The organism is Pseudomonas sp. GM80 (genome assembly GCF_000282515.1).
In the GTDB taxonomy this organism is placed as follows: domain Bacteria; phylum Pseudomonadota; class Gammaproteobacteria; order Pseudomonadales; family Pseudomonadaceae; genus Aquipseudomonas.
On sequence record NZ_AKJD01000021.1, the window covers coordinates 1 to 17,270 of the forward strand.

Sequence of the window (17,270 nt, forward strand, 5' to 3'; positions counted from 1 at the left end):
TCCCCGATCGGCTGCGCAGCAGCCGCAATTCCTCAATTTACGGTGTGTCAGGTAAACCGAGTCGACTGATTTTAGGGTCGCTTCGCAACCCATCGGGGATAAATCCCCTCGCCACAAATTTTAGTAAAACATCGTCCGCGATTCTTCCAGATCCGCGCACAGTTCCTTGTTGTCCGGGTCAATCCCAAGCTTCCTGAACGCCGGCACGCTCAACGGATCAATCCGCGCAAACGGATGATCGGTGCCCTTGTGGCAATACAGGCTCGCCACTTGCACCAGATCGACGTAATCGATCTCCGCCGAATCGCGCTTGAAATCCTGATACAGCCCCGGCAGTTCCACCAATCGTTCGGGAAACTCCCAGACGCGCAGCAGTTTGTCGCCGAGCAACGGATGAATGTGGTCGATTACATGGTTGAGGCTGACCGGATCCGACAGCAGTTCGTAGTGATCTTCGGCGTACGTCAGAATCGGTAGCACGCCGATCTGATGCACCAGCCCCCCCAGCGCCGCTTGATCCGGCTTGAGTTGGGTGTGGCGACGGCACAGCGCGTAGCTGACCCCGGCGATCTCCAGACTGCTGCGCCAGACTTCACGCATTTTCTGTTCGACCACCTCGGAGCGCGCGTGGAAAATCTGCTCCATCACCAGGCCGATCGCCAGGTTGCTGCTGTAGTTGATTCCCAACCGGGTGATGGCGGTGTGCAGGTCGGTGACTTCCTGCGCGGCGCGCAGCAACGGGCTGTTGACCACTTTGATCAGGCGCGCCGACAGCGCCGTGTCCCGGCCGATGACTTTACTCAAATCGCTGACGCTGATTTCCGGGTCTTCAGCGGCCTTGCGAATTTGCAGGGCCACTTCCGGCAACGTGGGCAGAACCAGGTCATCGTTATCGATGGCCTCAACCAAATCCTGTTGGACCTTTTCCGCCAGTTCGCTCATTTAGACTCTCTAGGGTGTTGCAACAAATGCTGCGATCAGCGCTGGATTTCGCGGTCGCGATCCAGTTCATACGGCAGGTCGAGCAGGTGCAGCGCAGGGCCTTCGAGGGCGCCCAGATGCAAATCACCGGCTTCGGCAGCTTCGGCTTGCAGCACCGCCAGGAGTTCAATGTTTTCGCCTGTGCTGGCGGCCAGTACCACTTCACCGATGGCGCTGTTGTGGCTCGGCGCAAACAGTTGTGTGCCTGGCTCCGGCAGTTCGGTGGCGTTCAGGCTCAAGCGATACAGGCGACGCTTGAGTTTGCCCAGGTACTGCATGCGCGCGACGATTTCCTGGCCGGTGTAGCAGCCTTTCTTGAAACTCACGCCGCCGACAGCTTGCAGGTTGAGCATCTGCGGGATGAACAACTCGCGGGTGCTCGGCATGACCTGACCGATACCGGCACGGATCTGGCCCAGCAACCATTGGTTCAGTTCACCTTGCGCGAGGATTGCCGCCAGTTTGGTCTTGATCGCATCAGCCTGATCTGCAGGCACCCAGAGTTCGGCGCGATCCGGAGAGACGCGAATCGCGATCAGGCCTTCGTTGCGCACCACACTGTCGGTTTCTGTTGGCAAGTCCAGACCGAGGCTGGTCAGGGCACTGTCACCGTGCTCCAGGCCGAAGCGCACCCAGGCAGCACTTTCATCGGTCAGTTTCGACTTGGAGAACACCGCGTACTTTTTCAGGTCCGCCAGTTGCGGCTCGAGCAACTCGCTGGCCATTGCCAGAACCACGCCGTCACCTTCGAGCAGAATGCGGAAACTCGACTGCATCCGGCCTTTCTGCGTGCAACGCGCGCCGAGGCTGGCGCGAGTGTCGCTGAGGTAATTGAGGTTGCAGGTCAGTTGGCCTTGCAGGAATTTTCCGGCATCCGCGCCGCGAACCGCGAGAACGCCTTCATGAGACAGGGTGCAGAAAAAAGCAGAATCGGCCATGGGTCATCGCAGGGTAAATAGACTGGGGCACATCATAAGGGCGCGTTGTTGAAATGGGTAGTTGATAAAGGATCGATGGTGCCCGACCAAAGCCGACTGTGCGACCCGCCTCGGGGCTGTATACTTGCCGCCAAATTTGAGGAGGGCCCCATGGTCGAACAAGTTGAACTGAATCGCCTCTTTTGGCACAGCCGTCGCGGCATGCTTGAGCTTGACGTATTGCTGGTGCCGTTCGTGAAGGAGGTTTACGCGACGTTGAACGAGGTGGATCGCGATCTGTATGTGCGTCTGCTGACGTGCGAGGATCAGGACATGTTCGGCTGGTTCATGGAGCGCAGCGAGTCTGAAGATCCGGAATTGCAGCGCATGGTTCGCATGATTCTGGATCGTGTCCAGCCCAAGTAATACGTTCGAATGCCGCTGGCATGCCTCTGGGCAGTTGCTGGCGGCGTATCTGTTGGCCCAGGCGTTCGCCCTGGGTGCTTTGTTTCTTCTGTCGATTCCACTCTGGGCCAGTCTGCTCGGGGTTTTTGGCTGTCTGCTCCACGGGTTCTGGACATTGCCCCGACAGATTCTGCTGACTCACCGAACGGCTTTCTGCGGGTTGCGCCGCGACGCCGATGGCTGGCAGCTGTGGAATCAGGCGAAGGGCTGGCAAGCGGTGCAACTGCGCCCGGACAGTCTGGCGCTGCCACTGATCGTAGTGCTGCGCTTTCGTTTGCGCGGGGAATGGCGGGTACGATCGGTTTGTGTGCCGCGAGACTCGCAGGTCGCCGATGTGCATCGACGCCTGCGCGTGCGGCTCAAGTTCAGCCGACGTAGGTGGGCGGCACCAGAATAGTGTCGAGTGCCTCGGGCAGCATGTCCGGATAGTCGAGGGTGTAATGCAGGCCGCGACTTTCCTTGCGTTCCATGGCTGAGCAGATCATCAATTCGGCGACTTGCGCCAGATTGCGCAGCTCGATCAGGTCGCGGCTGACTTTATAGTTGCTGTAAAACTCGTCGATCTCGTCCAGCAGCAGGCGCACGCGATGTTGCGCCCGTTGCAGGCGCTTGTTGGTGCGCACGATGCCGACGTAGTCCCACATGAACCGGCGCAGTTCATCCCAGTTGTGGGCGATGATCACGTCTTCATCAGAGTCGGTCACCTGACTGGCGTCCCAGACGGGCAGGGCGCTTGGCGCATCGACATCGTCCAGTTGCGCGAGAATGTCCGCCGCCGCCGAACGGGCATAGACGAAACATTCCAGCAACGAATTGCTGGCCATGCGGTTGGCGCCATGCAGGCCGGTGAAGCTGGTTTCGCCGATGGCATACAAGCCCGGCACATCGGTGCGGCCGCTCTGGTCGACCATCACGCCGCCGCAGGTGTAATGCGCGGCGGGGACAACCGGGATTGGCTGTTTAGTGATGTCGATGCCGAAACCGAGGCAGCGCTCATAAACAGTCGGGAAGTGCGTCTTGATGAAATCTTCGGGCTTGTGGCTGATGTCGAGATAAACGCAGTCGATGCCCAGGCGCTTCATTTCATGGTCGATGGCGCGGGCTACGATATCTCGCGGGGCCAGTTCGGCGCGTTTGTCGAAGCGGTACATGAAGCGTTCGCCGTTCGGCAGCTTCAAGTGGGCGCCTTCGCCGCGCAGGGCTTCGGTAATAAGGAAGCTTTTCGCTTGCGGGTGATAGAGGCAGGTCGGGTGGAACTGATTGAATTCCAGGTTCGCCACGCGGCAGCCAGAGCGCCAGGCCATGGCAATGCCGTCGCCACAAGCGCCGTCCGGGTTGCTGGTATAGAGGTAGACCTTGGCCGCGCCACCCGAGGCGAGAATCACGAAGCGTGCGCCGTAGGTGTCGACTTCGCCGGTTTTGCGATTCAGCACGTAGGCGCCGAGGCAGCGATCGCCGTCCATGCCCAGGCGGCGTTCGGTAATCAGATCGACGGCAACCCGCTGTTCGAGCAGTTCAACGTTTGAGCGCTCCTTGGCTTGGGCCAGCAGGGTTTTGAAAATGGCCGCGCCGGTGGCATCGGCGGCGTGGATGATGCGCCGATGGCTGTGACCGCCTTCGCGGGTCAGGTGGAATTCGAAACCGCCGTCTTCCGTGCCGGACTGTTCGTCGCGGGTGAACGGTACGCCTTGGTCGATCAACCATTGAATGGCTTCACGGCTGTGCTCGACGGTGAAGCGCACAGCGTCTTCGTGACACAGCCCGCCACCGGCGTTGAGGGTGTCGTCGACGTGGGATTCGACAGTATCGGTGTCGTCGAGAACGGCAGCGACGCCACCCTGGGCCCAGAAAGTGGAGCCGTTGGCGAGATCGCCTTTGCTTAAAACGGCAATGCGCAAATGACCCGGCAGGGTCAGCGCAAGACTCAAACCGGCAGCACCGCTGCCAATGACCAGAACATCATGTTGGAATTGTTGGCTCATTACAGGATTCCGCTCAAAGCGACCCGGGTCGGGGGTGGCGCAATTCGCCTGGATCGGCGAGTCAAGTCAGCCACACAGCCCACTAGTATATAGAGGGGTGGAGCGGCACAATAGCCGGGCCCATATGGCATTGTGAAACTACTGTGACGGGGAAAAGCGGGTGCTTCGTCGGAAGTTTTTTTCGGCTGCGGCGGGAAAAGACGACTGTATCGGCGCTGAAACAGTGTTTTTCTGCCCAGGGTTGCCCATTGTCGGGTCGGCACGGCTATAAATAATTGGAACTTTTGCCAAAGGCCCAAGATCAATAGACGGTGCCAGAAACAAGGGACAGTATCGGCTTCAGTGCGGAATCTGTGGTTGAGGTTCCTGCCGGCGAAACCGATAACAAGATTATTCGCGCAGCCGGTTTATCCCGCGCTGCGTTTTTCGTGCGTGCCAAATCAGAGCCCGCAGGAAACTTGCCTGGAGGGGGAGAACTTTTGCGAAAAGCCCGAGTCTATGTTTGCAAGTCTGGTCGTTTAGTTATGCAAGTCTCCTTCGGGCTTATCGAGGAGTGTTCATGCTAACCCAGGAAGAGGATCAGCAGCTGGTCGAGCGCGTTCAACGCGGCGACAAGCGAGCTTTCGATCTGTTGGTGCTGAAATATCAGCACAAGATTCTCGGGTTGATCGTGCGTTTCGTGCACGACACCCATGAAGCCCAGGACGTGGCTCAGGAAGCCTTTATCAAGGCGTATCGAGCACTTGGAAACTTTCGCGGCGACAGTGCGTTTTATACGTGGCTGTACCGTATTGCCATTAACACGGCGAAGAACTACCTGGTTTCTCGCGGCCGTCGGCCGCCGGATAGCGATGTAAGTTCAGAGGATGCAGAGTTCTACGATGGCGATCACGGCCTCAAGGATCTCGAATCACCAGAACGTGCACTGCTGCGGGATGAGATCGAAGGCACCGTCCATCGAACCATTCAGCAACTGCCAGAGGATTTGCGTACGGCGTTAACTTTACGTGAATTCGATGGTCTGAGTTACGAGGACATTGCGAGCGTCATGCAGTGTCCGGTGGGTACCGTGCGCTCCCGGATTTTCCGCGCTCGGGAGGCCATCGATAAAGCCCTGCAGCCGTTGTTGCAGGAAAACTGAGACAGCGGCGACAGCCAAGAGAGGAACGCCATGAGTCGTGAAGCCCTGCAGGAATCGCTGTCCGCAGTGATGGATAACGAAGCGGACGAACTGGAATTGCGTCGAGTGCTTAGCGCACTGGATGATGTTGATACCCGTGAGACCTGGGCTCGTTACCAGATCGCTCGGGCAGCTATGCACAAGGATTTGCTGCTGCCACGTCTGGACATCGCTGCGGCAGTATCTGCTGCACTGGAAGACGAAACGGCTCCGGCCAAAGTATCGCGTAGCCCATGGCGTAACCTCGGCCGTCTGGCTGTAGCCGCCTCGGTAACTGTTGCCGTTCTGGCCGGTGTTCGCCTGTACAACCAGGACGAAATCGCTGGTGTTGAACTGGCTCAGCAATCCAATCAGCCAACCCTGGCCACCCCACAGGTGAAAGGTCCGGCTGTTCTGGCAGGCTATAGTGAGAGTTCCGAAGCCACCGGCCCTATGGCCAACGGCGTACTGCAAGGTCAACCGGGCTGGCACGATCAGCGTCTGCCAGGTTACCTGCGTCAGCACGCTCAACAGGCTGCACTGAAAGGCACTGAAAGCGCGCTGCCATACGCACGTGCAGCAAGCCTGGAAAACCGTTAAGGAGGATCATGCGCGCCATACCTCTACTTTCGCTTCTGCTGAGTGGCTGGTTCATTGTTCCAGCCCACGCCGACGAGGCCCAGGACTGGTTGACCCGTCTGGGCCAGGCCGAGCAGCAGCAAAGCTTTCACGGCACCTTCGTTTACGAGCGTAACGGTAGTTTTTCTACCCATAACATCTGGCACCGCGTCCAGAATGGCCAGGTCCGCGAGCGTTTGCTTCAGCTCGACGGCTCGGCTCAGGAAGTCGTGCGCATTGATGGACATACTCAATGCGTCAGCGGCACCCTGATCGCCGGGCTGGGGGATTCTCCCAACTCTGCCGCTCGTGCTCTCGATCCGCAAAAGCTGAAGAACTGGTATGACCTTGCTGTCATCGGCAAGTCGCGCGTGGCCGGGCGGGACGCAGTGATCGTAGCGCTGACGCCCCGTGACCAGCATCGCTACGGTTTTGAACTGCATCTGGACAAGAAGACAGGCCTGCCATTGAAGTCGTTGCTGTTGAACGACAAGGGGCAGTTGCTTGAGCGCTTCCAGTTCACCAGCCTCAACACTGACGACGTGCCGTCGGACAAAGATCTGCAAGCAGACGCCGACTGCAAGGCCATTGCGCTGGACAGTGACAAGGCCTCTGCGGTCAAAACCGCTCAGGTCTGGCACTCGGAGTGGCTGCCGCCAGGGTTCGAATTGACCAGCAGTAATTCGCACAAAGATCCGCAAACCAAGACTCAGGTCAACAGCTTGCTGTATGACGACGGTCTGGCGCGTTTCTCGGTATTCCTTGAGCCGTTGAACGGTGCGACTGTTACCGACACCCGCACGCAGTTGGGCCCAACGGTTGCTGTTTCTCGTCGCCTGACAACGCCTGAAGGCGAAATGATGGTGACGGTGGTCGGGGAGATTCCAATCGGTACCGCCGAACGAATTGCTCTGTCGATGCGTAATACCGATGGCGCTGCGACCAGCAAGCAGTGAGCTGATTTCAGTCATTCCCACTCCGTCGTCGAGACGTAGAAATGTTTGCTGAGCATTTTCATTTGCAAATCACTTGAAAGTTTTTTATAGGTCAGAGCCTCACGGCTCTGGCCTTGTTTGTTGTTGCCGGAACAAAAATGCCGGTCTGTGGTTTCCGGTGTTCCTTGCTCCATATCGCTTAACCCTGCTCGTCGTAACGGGAGCTGTATGTCGATACCTAGCTTGAAGTCTTATTTCTCCATTCTCGCCACCGTGCTGGTGCTCGGTCAGGCGATCCCTGCTGCGCAAGCAGCCGATCTGCCTGATTTCACCCAATTGGTCGAACAAGCGTCGCCTGCGGTAGTGAACATCAGTACCACGCAGAAACTGCCGGATCGCAAAGTGAACCAGCAGATGCCGGATCTGGAAGGCTTGCCGCCGATGTTGCGCGAGTTCTTCGAACGCGGCATGCCGCCTCAGCAGCGTTCGCCGGGCGGTGGTGGCCGTCAGCGTGAAGCGCAGTCGCTGGGTTCGGGCTTCATCATTTCCTCGGATGGCTACATCCTGACCAATAACCATGTGATCGCCGATGCCGATGAAATCCTCGTGCGTCTGGCCGATCGCAGCGAAATGAAAGCCAAGCTGATCGGCACCGACCCGCGCTCCGACGTGGCCCTGCTGAAAATCGAAGGCAAAGACCTGCCAGTGCTCAAACTGGGTAAATCCCAGGACCTGAAAGCCGGCCAGTGGGTTGTCGCGATCGGCTCGCCGTTTGGTTTCGATCACACCGTGACCCAAGGCATCGTCAGCGCCGTAGGCCGTAGCCTGCCGAACGAAAACTATGTGCCGTTCATCCAGACCGACGTGCCGATCAACCCGGGTAACTCCGGTGGCCCGCTGTTCAACCTGAACGGTGAAGTGGTCGGGATCAACTCGCAGATCTACACCCGTTCCGGCGGCTTCATGGGCGTGTCGTTCGCCATCCCGATCGATGTAGCGATGGACGTATCCAATCAGCTCAAGAGCGGTGGCAAGGTCAGCCGTGGCTGGCTGGGCGTGGTCATCCAGGAAGTGAACAAGGATCTGGCCGAGTCGTTCGGTTTGGACAAACCGGCCGGTGCGCTGGTGGCACAAATCCAGGATGACGGTCCGGCAGCCAAGGGCGGCCTGCAAGTGGGTGACGTGATCCTGAGCATGAACGGCCAGCCTATCGTCATGTCCGCTGACCTGCCACATCTTGTCGGTGCGCTGAAGGCTGGCGCCAAGGCCAATCTGGAAGTGATTCGTGAAGGCAAGCGCAAGAACGTCGAACTGACTGTTGGCGCCATCCCGGACGAAGACAAAGAACTGGATGCACTGCCGAAGTCCGGCGCTGAAACCACCAGCAACCGTCTCGGTGTTGCCGTTGGCGAGCTGACCGCTGAGCAGAAGAAAACCTACGACCTCAAGGGTGGTGTGGTGATCAAGGAAGTGCAGGACGGCCCGGCTGCCCTGATCGGTCTGCAACCGGGTGATGTGATCACGCACCTGAACAACCAGGCCATCGGCTCCACCAAGGAGTTCGGCGAGATCGCCAAGGCGCTGCCGAAGAATCGCTCGGTATCGATGCGGGTTCTGCGTCAAGGTCGCGCCAGCTTCATCACCTTCAAACTGGCTGAATAAACCAGCGGCAAGGTAAAAAAAAACCGCCTCGAAAGAGGCGGTTTTTTTGTGTCCGAAGGTTTTGTGTTGCTGGATGAAACTCAGCCCATCATGTCCTTGATCATGCGTTCCTGCTCCATCAGCTCGCGCTGGCGGGCATCGATGCGAGACGACAACGGGAAGTTGTTACCCGCCTTGCGCTTGGCGAAGTCGAGCTGCTGGATCGCCTGGCGGTAATCGCCAACCAGCGCAAAGTACTCGGCACGCGCCTGATGCAGGCCGATGATGTTGCCCGACAAGCCACGGGTTTCGGCGACCTGATACCAGACGTCCGGATCGTTCGGGCGCGACTTCAGCAGGCCTTCCAGTGCCTTCTCCGCATCGGCGGAGCGATTTTGCTTCAGCAGCAAATCTACGCGCACCTGATTCAGCGGGTAGTTGCCCGGATACTGCGTGAGCATCCGGTCGACACGCGATTGTGCGTCGGGCAGGCGATTGTTGGTGATGTCCAGATCAACCTGCGCGAGATTGTAGATGATCTCGTTGGGCGATTTGGCCAGCAGCTGTTTCAGGTTCTCGCGCGCTTCATTCAACTGGCCCCCCTTTATCTGAGCGATTGCCAGACCGTAGCGGGCCACATCGTTTTGCGGGTTCTCATCCAGTTGTGCGCGGAAACGCTTGGCGCCCAGGCCTGGGGTTTCTTCGTAGATCAACTGCACGCGCGCACGAATCAATTGATAGCGCATGCTGTCTTCGATGCCGCCCGGTTTCGCCTGTTCGGCGCGGTTGCGGGTGTCGGCGATACGCGATTCGGTAACCGGGTGAGTCAGCAGGAATTCCGGAGGTTTGGCGTCGAAACGGTACTGACGCATCAAGCGTTCGAACATGGTCGGCATCGAGCGCGGATCGTAGCCGGCCTTTTCCAGATTGAGGATGCCGATGCGGTCTGCTTCCTGTTCGTTCTGCCGCGAGAACGTGCGTTGCGACTGAATCGCCGCCGCCTGGGTGCCGGCGATGGCCGCGATCCCGGCATCACCGCCGCCCGCCGCCGCAATGACGATGCCGGCCAACAATGCAGCCATCATCGGCACCTGCATGCGCTGCGAGGCTTCGACGCCGCGAGCAAAGTGGCGTTGCGACAAGTGAGCCAATTCGTGCGCGAGTACCGAAGCGTATTCGCCCTCGGTCTGTGCGTTGAGGAACAAGCCGCCGTTGACCCCGACCACGCCGCCCGGCGCCGCGAAGGCGTTGAGCTGCGGGCTGTTGATCAGAATAAATTCGAGACGTCGGTCGGTTACCTGGCTGGTTTCCACCAGCTTGTACACGCTGGACTCGACGTAGTCCTTGAGCTGCGGATCATTGAGCTGTGAAACCTGGCTGCGCAACATCGCCAGCCACGCGCGGCCAAGCTGATATTCCTGTTGCGGTGAGACAATGGCAGAACTGGCGTCGCCGAGTGACGGCAGATCGTCGGCAAAGCCCGGTGAGGCGAGCAGGCAAGCGAGCGTCAGCAGGGTAGGGCGCAGAAAAGTCATGCACAAAGCCTTAGAAGACAAAGACCTTACTGTAGCCGGACACCGGGCTTGCGACCAGATATTCTAGGCAGCTCGACAGACCTGAACCGGAGTGACGCAATGACCGACGCTGTAGCCCATGACGTGGAACTGGACGCCAGTGGCCTGAGTTGTCCGTTGCCGTTGCTCAAGGCAAAAATGGAACTCAACAAGCTCCAGAGTGGCGCGGTGCTCAAGGTAATTGCCACCGATGCCGGCTCGCAACGCGACTTTCGCACCTTTGCCAAATTGGCCGGTCATACGCTGCTGCGCGAAGAAGACGACGCCGGCGTTTACCGTTACTGGTTGAAAAAAGCCTGAAAGCGACTGCGTAAAAGACCTAAGGATTATTGATGTTCAAAGTGTTACGCGACTGGATTCAGCGTTACTTCTCCGACGAAGAAGCCGTGGTGCTGGCGGTGCTGCTGTTTCTCGCCTTCACCGCCGTGCTCACCCTCGGCGGCATGCTCGCGCCGGTGTTGGCTGGGATGGTGCTGGCGTACCTGATGCAAGGGCTGGTCGTCACCCTTGAGCGCTTGCGCGTGCCGGGTGGTGCGGCGGTGGGTCTGGTGTTTGCGCTGTTCATGGGCGTGTTGCTGCTGTTCATCGTCGTGGTATTGCCGCTGCTTTGGCATCAATTGATCACGCTGTTCAACGAGCTGCCGGGCATGCTCGCCAAGTGGCAATCGTTGCTTTTATTGTTGCCGGAGCGTTATCCGCACCTGGTCTCCGACGAGCAAGTGTTGCAGGCCATCGAGGCGGCGCGTGGCGAGATCGGCAAGTTCGGTCAGTGGGCGCTGACCTTTTCGCTGTCGAGCCTGCCGCTGTTGGTCAACATCATGATCTATCTGGTGCTGGTGCCGATCCTGGTGTTTTTCTTCCTCAAGGATCGGGTGATGATCGGCGAATGGGTGCGCGGTTACCTGCCGCGTGAGCGTGCGCTGATTACCCGGGTCGCGCAGGAAATGAACCGTCAGATCGCCAATTACATCCGCGGCAAGGTCATCGAGATCGTCATTTGTGGCGGCGTGACTTACGTCGCGTTCGTCGCCCTCGGGCTCAACTATGCGGCGCTGCTGGCGTTATTGGTGGGGGTTTCGGTGGTGGTGCCGTATGTCGGTGCGGTGGTGGTGACCGTGCCGGTGCTGCTGATTGCGCTGTTCCAGTGGGGTTGGAGCGATCAGTTCATCTATCTGATGGCGGTCTACGGGATCATCCAGACACTGGATGGCAACGTGCTGGTGCCGTTACTGTTCTCGGAGGCGGTCAACTTGCACCCGGTGGCAATTATCTGCGCGGTGCTGTTGTTTGGCGGGTTGTGGGGGTTTTGGGGCGTGTTCTTTGCGATCCCGCTGGCGACGCTGTTCAAGGCGGTGCTGGATGCGTGGCCGCGCAAGGAGCCTGAAGTTTCGCCGCTGCTTTAAAGCAACAGATCGCAGCCTTCGGCAGCTCCTACAGATTCGATATCCAATCGCATATTTAGCGATGGCGCAACTCATGTAGGAGCTGCCGCAGGCTGCGATCTTTTGATCTTTGGCCTTGTTCAGCGCCTGAGCAGCAGCCAACACCGCATCAACATGCCCCGGCACTTTCACACCGCGCCATTCCTGACGCAGCACGCCGTCCTTATCAATCAGGAAGGTGCTGCGATCAACGCCCAGGTATTCCTTGCCGTACAGCTTCTTCAACTTGATCACGTCGAACAACTGGCAAACGGCCTCGTCCTTGTCGCTGATCAACTCGAACGGAAACTCCTGCTTGCACTTGAAGTTCTCGTGGGACTTCAAGCTGTCGCGGGAGATACCGAAGATTTCGGTGTTGACAGCCTGGAACGCCGCGTACTGATCACGAAAGCCCTGGCCTTCGGTAGTGCAGCCCGGCGTGCTGTCCTTCGGGTAGAAGTAGATCACCACTTGCTTGCCCTTCAGGGCAGACAGGCTGACGGTTTGCCCGCTGGTGGCAGGTGCTTCGAAATCGGCAACCGGTTGGTCGATGACAACGGCCATGAAAGCTTCCTTACATTGGGTTCTGTGGGCGCCAAGGCTCGATCAGCGCGTCCAGGTTCATCGCATCGGAGAAGTCGAGGAACTGGTCGCGCAGCCAACTGATCTGGGTGCCGGCCGGCAGGGTCACGGTGAACGTGGCGTTGAGCATGGTGCCGCCGGTCTGTGGTGCCTGATACGTGTCGCAGGTCAGGTTTTCCAGTTCGACGTTATGGTCCATGAAGAACTGGCACAGTTCATTGATGATGTCCGGGCGATACGCCGAACTCACATAAGCCACATACGGCAGGGCCTGCGGACGATTTTCCAGCGGCGCGCTGCGCACTACGTTAACGGTGAAGGCGTGTTTTTTGGACAGGCTCGGCAAGCTGCCTTCCAGGCGAGCGAGGGCGTCCCAGCTGCCGGAGACCTCAAGGATCAGCGCACTGCATTCGCCGTGGCGAGTCAGGCGCGAAGTAACCACGGCGCAGCGATTTTCATGGCTGGCGCGGCACAGGACGTTAGTCAGCTCCATGGGGTTGGCGCCGAGGGCACTGATGACAAGGAATTGTTCGCGAACTGTGGGGGTGGACATGCAGCATTCCTAAAGCGATGAGCGGTCGGTAGGTTACGGACGTTTGCCGCCGGGAGTGCCTGTTATGGCTATCCTTGCAGAGAGGCCCGGCAAGCGCTCGCGGCTCGCTCCACTATAGCGGGAGCGCGTCGATGCGACGCAGGAACGGGGTCTGGGAGGCCGTAAAGGGAGGCTGGAACCCGGCGTACAAGCTGATCAGTACCGATCAAAGTCTGAAGGGTAGCGAAAAGCGGCGCCAAGGGGAATGGCGGCAGCGCAGTACTTCGCTTGTGCAAGCATCTTGGCGCCAGTACCATTACCGCTCTCTTTTTCCGGCAGGAGCGGTTTCATGATTGCGGGCAGTATGGTGGCACTGGTCACTCCCATGGATGCACAAGGGCGTCTTGACTGGGACAGCCTCAGCAAACTCGTGGACTTCCATCTCAAGAACGGCACCCATGCCATTGTCGCGGTCGGTACTACCGGCGAGTCGGCAACCCTTGATGTAGAAGAACACATCGCCGTCATCAAAGCCGTGGTCAAACAGGTTGCCGGGCGTATCCCGGTCATCGCCGGCACTGGCGCCAACTCGACCCGCGAAGCCGTCGAGCTGACCCGCAACGCCAAAGAAGCCGGCGCCGATGCCTGCCTGCTGGTCGTTCCGTACTACAACAAGCCGACTCAGGAAGGTCTGTACCGGCACTTCAAGCACATCGCTGAATCGGTCGACATTCCACAGATTCTCTACAACGTTCCGGGCCGCACCTCTTGCGACATGCAGGCCGAGACCGTGATTCGCCTGTCTACCGTGCCGAACATCATCGGTATCAAGGAAGCCACTGGCGACCTGAAGCGCGCCAAAGCGATCATCGATGGTGTGAGCAAGGATTTCATCGTGTTGTCCGGCGATGATCCGACCGCCGTTGAACTGATCCTGCTGGGCGGCAAAGGCAACATCTCCGTGACTGCCAACGTCGCCCCGCGCGAGATGGCCGACCTGTGCGAGGCCGCTCTCAAGGGCGACGCCGACACCGCACGGGCAATCAACGAAAAACTGATGCCGCTGCACAAAGACCTGTTCATCGAAGCCAACCCGATTCCGGTGAAGTGGGCTCTGGTTGAAATGGGCCTTATGCACGAAGGCATCCGCTTGCCGCTGACCTGGCTGAGCACACCTTGTCATGAAACGCTGCGCTCGGCCCTGCGCCAGTGCAGCGTCCTGGTTTAATTGAGGAAGTACAACGCATGAAGCGAATGGCCGGACTTTCCGCACTTGCCTTGATTATCTCCAGCACCAGTGGCTGCGGATGGGTCTGGGGCCCGGAAGGTTATTTCCGTGACCGTGGTAGCGATTACCTGGAAGCGCAACAGACTGCACCGATGCAACTGCCACCGGATGTCAACACTTCCAAACGTCTGGATCCGCTGCTGCCGATCCCGCGCAACGTCGCTGATGACACCGCCAAGGGCGAATACATTGTGCCGCGTCCTCAGCCGCTGTCGGCCGTTGCCGATGCCAGCGATTACTCGCTGCAGAAGAGCGGTGATTCGCGTTGGGTCGTGGCCCAGCATCCACCGGCCGAAGTCTGGCCAGTGGCGGTGCAGTTCTTCCAGGACAACGGTTTCCGTCTGGACGAACAGCGCCCGCAGACCGGTGAATTCACCACCACCTGGCAGCATTCCGACGAACTGTCCGCGTCGATGGCCAAGCGCCTGAGCGCAGCCGGTATCGCCAGCGACAGCGAAACCCGCGTGCGTGTGCGTATCGAGCCAGGCGTGCAGCGCAACACCAGTGAAATCTACGTGGTCAGCGCCGAGCGTCCTGCCGGCAGCACCGCCGATGTCGATTTCACCAACCGTTCGGTCAACACTGGCCTGGACGCAGCGCTGGTCGACGACATGCTCGCGAGCATGAGCCGGATCTCCGAGAAGGGCGGTTCGGTGTCGATGTTGGCTTCGCGTGATTTCGATACGCCGAGCCGTGTCAGCCTCAGCGAAGACGGCAGCGGTAACCCGGTGTTGAACGTTGGTACCGATCTGGATCGTGCCTGGTCAAGCGTTGGCCGTGCACTGGAACAAGGCGAATGGCGCGTTGAAGACATCAACCGCAGCCTCGGCCTGTACTACATCAACCTGGCCGAAAAAGCCGAGAAGAAAGACGACAAGCCTGGTTTCTTCAGCAGCCTGTTCGGCAGTGCGCCGACCAAGGAAGAAGTTGAATCCCGTGCCGAGCGTTATCAGGTTCGCCTGAGCAAGGTTGGCGAGAACATTCAGGTGACCGTCGAGAAAAACATCAACACCGTCGCGCCGGCTGAAGTGGCGCGCAAAGTGCTGAGCGTGATTCAGGACAACCTGGGCTGATCAACCATGCGTTTTGCCGTTCTCGGCAGCGGTAGCCAAGGGAACGGCACGCTGATCGCCAGTGCTGATACGTATGTGCTGGTGGATTGTGGTTTTTCCCTGCGGGAAACCGAAAAACGCCTGTTGCGCCTGGGTGTGAACCCGGCGCAATTGAGCGCGATACTCGTAACCCACGAACATGCCGACCACGTGCATGGCGTGGGTTTACTGTCTCGGCGCTACAATCTACCGGTCTACCTCAGTCGCGGCACCCTGCGCGGGATGCGCAAACCGATAGAACCCGCAGGCTTTCTGGCCGGCGGCGAGCAACTGCAGATCGGTGCACTGAACATCGGGGTCATTGCCGTGGCCCATGATGCGCAGGAACCGACTCAGTATGTCTTCAGTGATCAAGAGCAGCGGCGCTTCGGCCTGCTGACCGACCTGGGTTCCTACTGCGAGCGGGTGCTGGACGGTTATCGGGATCTCGATGCGCTGATGATCGAGTCCAACCATTGTCGTGACATGCTGGCCCGTGGGCACTACCCGTACTTTCTCAAGCAACGGGTGGGCGGCGAGCTGGGACATTTGAACAACCATCAGGCGGCATTCCTGGTGTCCGAGTTGGGCTGGCAGGGCTTGCAACACCTTGTCCTGGCTCATCTGAGCAGCAAGAACAACCTGCCGCAGCTGGCCCGGCAATGTTTTGTCGACACCCTCGGGTGCGACCCGGACTGGCTGCAACTGGCCGATCAAGATTCAGGGCTCGACTGGCGCCACATCGCCTAGCCCACCTACTTAGCAAGCGGAGCCCATCATGGAAAAACGTGAAGAACTCTACCGCGGCAAAGCCAAATCGGTTTACAAGACCGACGACGCTGACCGCTTGATCCTGCTGTTTCGCAACGACACCTCGGCGTTCGACGGCAAGCGCATCGAGCAGCTCGACCGCAAAGGCATGGTCAACAACAAGTTCAACGCCTTCATCATGCAGAAACTCGAAGCGGCCGGCATTCCGACCCAATTCGACAAACTGCTGGCTGACAACGAAGTCCTGGTGAAGAAACTCGACATGATCCCGGTCGAGTGCGTCGTGCGTAACTACGCCGCCGGCAGCCTGGTCAAGCGTCTGGGCGTCGAAGAAGGCCTGAAGCTCAATCCTTACACCTTCGAGCTGTTCCTCAAGGACGACGCCAAGGGCGACCCGTTCATCAACGAATCCCACGTTGTGGCATTCGGTTGGGGCACTGCCGAGCAACTGGTTCGCATGAAAGAACTGTCGCTCAAGGTCAACGAAGTGCTGACCAAGCTGTTCGACGACGCCGGCCTGCTGCTGGTCGACTTCAAGCTTGAATTCGGCGTGTTCAGCGACGGCTCCATCGTCCTCGGCGACGAGTTCAGCCCCGACGGCTGCCGTCTGTGGGACAAGGACACCAAGAAGAAGATGGACAAAGACCGCTTCCGCCAGGGCCTCGGTGACGTCATCGAAGCCTACGAAGAAGTCGCCAATCGTCTGGGTGTACCGCTTTAATCGACGCAAGCATCTGATAGCACGAAGAAATTTTCGAAAGAGGGTTTGCTTTCGGTAAAAGTGTTGTTATGATGCGCGCCGTTGGAGAGATGCCAGAGTGGCCGAATGGGACGGATTCGAAATCCGTTGTACCTTCACCGGTACCTAGGGTTCGAATCCCTATCTCTCCGCCATTACATAGAAAAAGCCCCGTAGCTGAGAAGCTGCGGGGCTTTTTTGTTTCCAGTGTCATTGAAACGATAACTCCTGGATACCGTGGCTGATGTCTGTTCGTACATGACTCTCAGAGTTTGCCTACAACCTGGCCACTGTTTACTCAATTATCCTGATACCCGCTTAAATGCATAACCGACAATACCGCTTCCCATTTTTGGACAAGCGGCGTTTCTGTTTGTGCCAAGAGGGCGCTTCACGCATCCGTAACAGGTATTCGCGGATGCCAATTTCCTGTGCGGTATCATGATGTAATACTATGAACAATAAGCAGCTTGGTACTCTCAGAGCCATATTTTCAAGACCGAAACCCGCAACATTGGAATGCACACGTATAGAGTCTCTGTTCCTCGCGGCGGGTGCAGTGGTCAACTAATTC

General features: G+C 58.5%; 18 protein-coding genes, 1 tRNA gene and 1 pseudogene. 13 read left to right on the forward strand and 7 right to left on the reverse strand.

Annotation, left to right across the window (positions count from 1 at the left end; all coding sequences use genetic code 11):
• Positions 1 to 120 precede the first annotated feature (120 nt).
• Positions 121 to 942, reverse strand: coding sequence for an HDOD domain-containing protein (locus PMI37_RS02685; RefSeq protein WP_008077797.1), 822 nt, complete (start codon positions 940 to 942; stop codon positions 121 to 123).
• A 35-nt stretch (positions 943 to 977) separates the two neighbouring features.
• On the reverse strand, positions 978 to 1,919 hold the full coding sequence (gene ygfZ, locus PMI37_RS02690) for a CAF17-like 4Fe-4S cluster assembly/insertion protein YgfZ (RefSeq protein WP_008077798.1): 942 nt from the start codon (positions 1,917 to 1,919) through the stop codon (positions 978 to 980).
• Positions 1,920 to 2,069: 150 nt separating this feature from the next.
• On the opposite strand from ygfZ, the gene PMI37_RS02695 reads away from it, so the two are divergent.
• On the forward strand, positions 2,070 to 2,324 hold the full coding sequence (locus PMI37_RS02695) for an FAD assembly factor SdhE (RefSeq protein ID WP_008077801.1): 255 nt from the start codon (positions 2,070 to 2,072) through the stop codon (positions 2,322 to 2,324).
• The gene (locus PMI37_RS02700) at positions 2,308 to 2,760 is read left to right on the forward strand and encodes a protein YgfX (RefSeq protein ID WP_045122945.1); all 453 of its coding nucleotides are present in this window, start codon (positions 2,308 to 2,310) and stop codon (positions 2,758 to 2,760) included. The genes PMI37_RS02695 and PMI37_RS02700 overlap by 17 nt, the downstream gene beginning before the upstream one ends.
• On the opposite strand, the gene nadB is transcribed toward PMI37_RS02700, so the two are convergent.
• The gene (gene nadB / locus PMI37_RS02705) at positions 2,729 to 4,345 is read right to left on the reverse strand and encodes an L-aspartate oxidase (protein ID WP_008077803.1); all 1,617 of its coding nucleotides are present in this window, start codon (positions 4,343 to 4,345) and stop codon (positions 2,729 to 2,731) included. The two genes, PMI37_RS02700 and nadB, sit on opposite strands and share 32 nt — an antisense overlap.
• A gap of 559 nt (positions 4,346 to 4,904) precedes the next feature.
• On the opposite strand from nadB, the gene rpoE reads away from it, so the two are divergent.
• From rpoE to PMI37_RS02720, 3 genes are read left to right on the forward strand one after another with little or no spacing between them, the layout of a single operon-like run.
• Positions 4,905 to 5,486 (forward strand): RNA polymerase sigma factor RpoE, encoded by a 582-nt coding sequence (rpoE, locus tag PMI37_RS02710; protein WP_003172477.1) that lies wholly within the window; start codon positions 4,905 to 4,907, stop codon positions 5,484 to 5,486.
• Positions 5,487 to 5,516: 30 nt separating this feature from the next.
• Positions 5,517 to 6,104 (forward strand): sigma-E factor negative regulatory protein, encoded by a 588-nt coding sequence (locus PMI37_RS02715; RefSeq protein WP_008077804.1) that lies wholly within the window; start codon positions 5,517 to 5,519, stop codon positions 6,102 to 6,104.
• Between the two features lie 8 nt (positions 6,105 to 6,112).
• Complete coding sequence (locus tag PMI37_RS02720) at positions 6,113 to 7,078, forward strand: MucB/RseB C-terminal domain-containing protein (protein WP_008077805.1); 966 nt, start codon at positions 6,113 to 6,115, stop codon at positions 7,076 to 7,078.
• 11 nt (positions 7,079 to 7,089) lie between these two features.
• Here the strand turns inward: PMI37_RS02720 and PMI37_RS32005 are convergent, their stop codons facing one another.
• Positions 7,090 to 7,251 carry a hypothetical protein gene (locus PMI37_RS32005; protein ID WP_008077806.1) on the reverse strand — a complete coding sequence of 54 codons (162 nt, stop codon included), beginning with the start codon at positions 7,249 to 7,251 and terminating at the stop codon, positions 7,090 to 7,092.
• Positions 7,252 to 7,285: 34 nt separating this feature from the next.
• Between PMI37_RS32005 and PMI37_RS02725 the strand changes: the two genes are divergently transcribed.
• Positions 7,286 to 8,719 carry a DegQ family serine endoprotease gene (locus PMI37_RS02725; RefSeq protein ID WP_008077807.1) on the forward strand — a complete coding sequence of 478 codons (1,434 nt, stop codon included), beginning with the start codon at positions 7,286 to 7,288 and terminating at the stop codon, positions 8,717 to 8,719.
• Between the two features lie 80 nt (positions 8,720 to 8,799).
• On the opposite strand, the gene PMI37_RS02730 is transcribed toward PMI37_RS02725, so the two are convergent.
• On the reverse strand, positions 8,800 to 10,233 hold the full coding sequence (locus PMI37_RS02730; RefSeq protein ID WP_008077808.1) for a M48 family metalloprotease: 1,434 nt from the start codon (positions 10,231 to 10,233) through the stop codon (positions 8,800 to 8,802).
• 99 nt (positions 10,234 to 10,332) lie between these two features.
• Between PMI37_RS02730 and PMI37_RS02735 the strand changes: the two genes are divergently transcribed.
• Together PMI37_RS02735 and PMI37_RS02740 are read left to right on the forward strand one after the other, a co-directional pair.
• On the forward strand, positions 10,333 to 10,572 hold the full coding sequence (locus PMI37_RS02735; RefSeq protein WP_008077809.1) for a sulfurtransferase TusA family protein: 240 nt from the start codon (positions 10,333 to 10,335) through the stop codon (positions 10,570 to 10,572).
• A 32-nt stretch (positions 10,573 to 10,604) separates the two neighbouring features.
• Positions 10,605 to 11,675 carry an AI-2E family transporter gene (locus tag PMI37_RS02740; protein WP_008077810.1) on the forward strand — a complete coding sequence of 357 codons (1,071 nt, stop codon included), beginning with the start codon at positions 10,605 to 10,607 and terminating at the stop codon, positions 11,673 to 11,675.
• Positions 11,676 to 11,786: 111 nt separating this feature from the next.
• Here PMI37_RS02740 and PMI37_RS31090 read toward each other — a convergent pair.
• A pseudogene (locus PMI37_RS31090) lies at positions 11,787 to 12,257 on the reverse strand (peroxiredoxin); the annotation flags it as partial.
• Positions 12,258 to 12,267: 10 nt separating this feature from the next.
• Positions 12,268 to 12,828, reverse strand: a complete 561-nt coding sequence (locus PMI37_RS02745) for a glycine cleavage system protein R (protein WP_008077813.1) — start codon at positions 12,826 to 12,828, stop codon at positions 12,268 to 12,270.
• Positions 12,829 to 13,156: 328 nt separating this feature from the next.
• Here PMI37_RS02745 and dapA point away from each other — a divergent pair, with 328 nt between their 5' ends.
• The 5 genes from dapA (at position 13,157) to PMI37_RS02770 (ending at position 16,851) form a co-directional block, all read left to right on the forward strand.
• On the forward strand, positions 13,157 to 14,035 hold the full coding sequence (dapA, locus tag PMI37_RS02750; protein WP_008077816.1) for a 4-hydroxy-tetrahydrodipicolinate synthase: 879 nt from the start codon (positions 13,157 to 13,159) through the stop codon (positions 14,033 to 14,035).
• Between the two features lie 17 nt (positions 14,036 to 14,052).
• Positions 14,053 to 15,168 (forward strand): outer membrane protein assembly factor BamC, encoded by a 1,116-nt coding sequence (gene bamC, locus PMI37_RS02755; protein WP_008077818.1) that lies wholly within the window; start codon positions 14,053 to 14,055, stop codon positions 15,166 to 15,168.
• A 6-nt stretch (positions 15,169 to 15,174) separates the two neighbouring features.
• On the forward strand, positions 15,175 to 15,936 hold the full coding sequence (locus tag PMI37_RS02760; RefSeq protein WP_008077820.1) for an MBL fold metallo-hydrolase: 762 nt from the start codon (positions 15,175 to 15,177) through the stop codon (positions 15,934 to 15,936).
• A gap of 28 nt (positions 15,937 to 15,964) precedes the next feature.
• Entirely contained in the window at positions 15,965 to 16,678 is a 714-nt protein-coding gene (gene purC, locus PMI37_RS02765) for a phosphoribosylaminoimidazolesuccinocarboxamide synthase (RefSeq protein ID WP_008077821.1), read from the forward strand.
• Positions 16,679 to 16,761: 83 nt separating this feature from the next.
• Positions 16,762 to 16,851 (forward strand) — tRNA-Ser (locus PMI37_RS02770).
• The last annotated feature ends 419 nt before the right edge of the window (positions 16,852 to 17,270 follow it).

Excerpts from the sequence above, each read along its gene's own strand:
- PMI37_RS02735 (WP_008077809.1), top strand. The coding sequence starts at position 10,333 with ATGACCGACGCTGTAGCCCATGACGTGGAACTGGACGCCAGTGGCCTG.
- PMI37_RS02760 (WP_008077820.1), top strand. The coding sequence starts at position 15,175 with ATGCGTTTTGCCGTTCTCGGCAGCGGTAGCCAAGGGAACGGCACGCTG.
- PMI37_RS02715 (WP_008077804.1), top strand. The coding sequence starts at position 5,517 with ATGAGTCGTGAAGCCCTGCAGGAATCGCTGTCCGCAGTGATGGATAAC.
- purC (WP_008077821.1), top strand. The coding sequence starts at position 15,965 with ATGGAAAAACGTGAAGAACTCTACCGCGGCAAAGCCAAATCGGTTTAC.
- rpoE (WP_003172477.1), top strand. The coding sequence starts at position 4,905 with ATGCTAACCCAGGAAGAGGATCAGCAGCTGGTCGAGCGCGTTCAACGC.
- PMI37_RS02725 (WP_008077807.1), top strand. The coding sequence starts at position 7,286 with ATGTCGATACCTAGCTTGAAGTCTTATTTCTCCATTCTCGCCACCGTG.
- PMI37_RS02720 (WP_008077805.1), top strand. The coding sequence starts at position 6,113 with ATGCGCGCCATACCTCTACTTTCGCTTCTGCTGAGTGGCTGGTTCATT.
- PMI37_RS02740 (WP_008077810.1), top strand. The coding sequence starts at position 10,605 with ATGTTCAAAGTGTTACGCGACTGGATTCAGCGTTACTTCTCCGACGAA.
- dapA (WP_008077816.1), top strand. The coding sequence starts at position 13,157 with ATGATTGCGGGCAGTATGGTGGCACTGGTCACTCCCATGGATGCACAA.
- PMI37_RS02695 (WP_008077801.1), top strand. The coding sequence starts at position 2,070 with ATGGTCGAACAAGTTGAACTGAATCGCCTCTTTTGGCACAGCCGTCGC.
- PMI37_RS32005 (WP_008077806.1), bottom strand. The coding sequence starts at position 7,251 with ATGGAGCAAGGAACACCGGAAACCACAGACCGGCATTTTTGTTCCGGC.
- PMI37_RS02745 (WP_008077813.1), bottom strand. The coding sequence starts at position 12,828 with ATGTCCACCCCCACAGTTCGCGAACAATTCCTTGTCATCAGTGCCCTC.
- nadB (WP_008077803.1), bottom strand. The coding sequence starts at position 4,345 with ATGAGCCAACAATTCCAACATGATGTTCTGGTCATTGGCAGCGGTGCT.
- PMI37_RS02685 (WP_008077797.1), bottom strand. The coding sequence starts at position 942 with ATGAGCGAACTGGCGGAAAAGGTCCAACAGGATTTGGTTGAGGCCATC.
- ygfZ (WP_008077798.1), bottom strand. The coding sequence starts at position 1,919 with ATGGCCGATTCTGCTTTTTTCTGCACCCTGTCTCATGAAGGCGTTCTC.
- bamC (WP_008077818.1), top strand. The coding sequence starts at position 14,053 with ATGAAGCGAATGGCCGGACTTTCCGCACTTGCCTTGATTATCTCCAGC.
- PMI37_RS02730 (WP_008077808.1), bottom strand. The coding sequence starts at position 10,233 with ATGACTTTTCTGCGCCCTACCCTGCTGACGCTCGCTTGCCTGCTCGCC.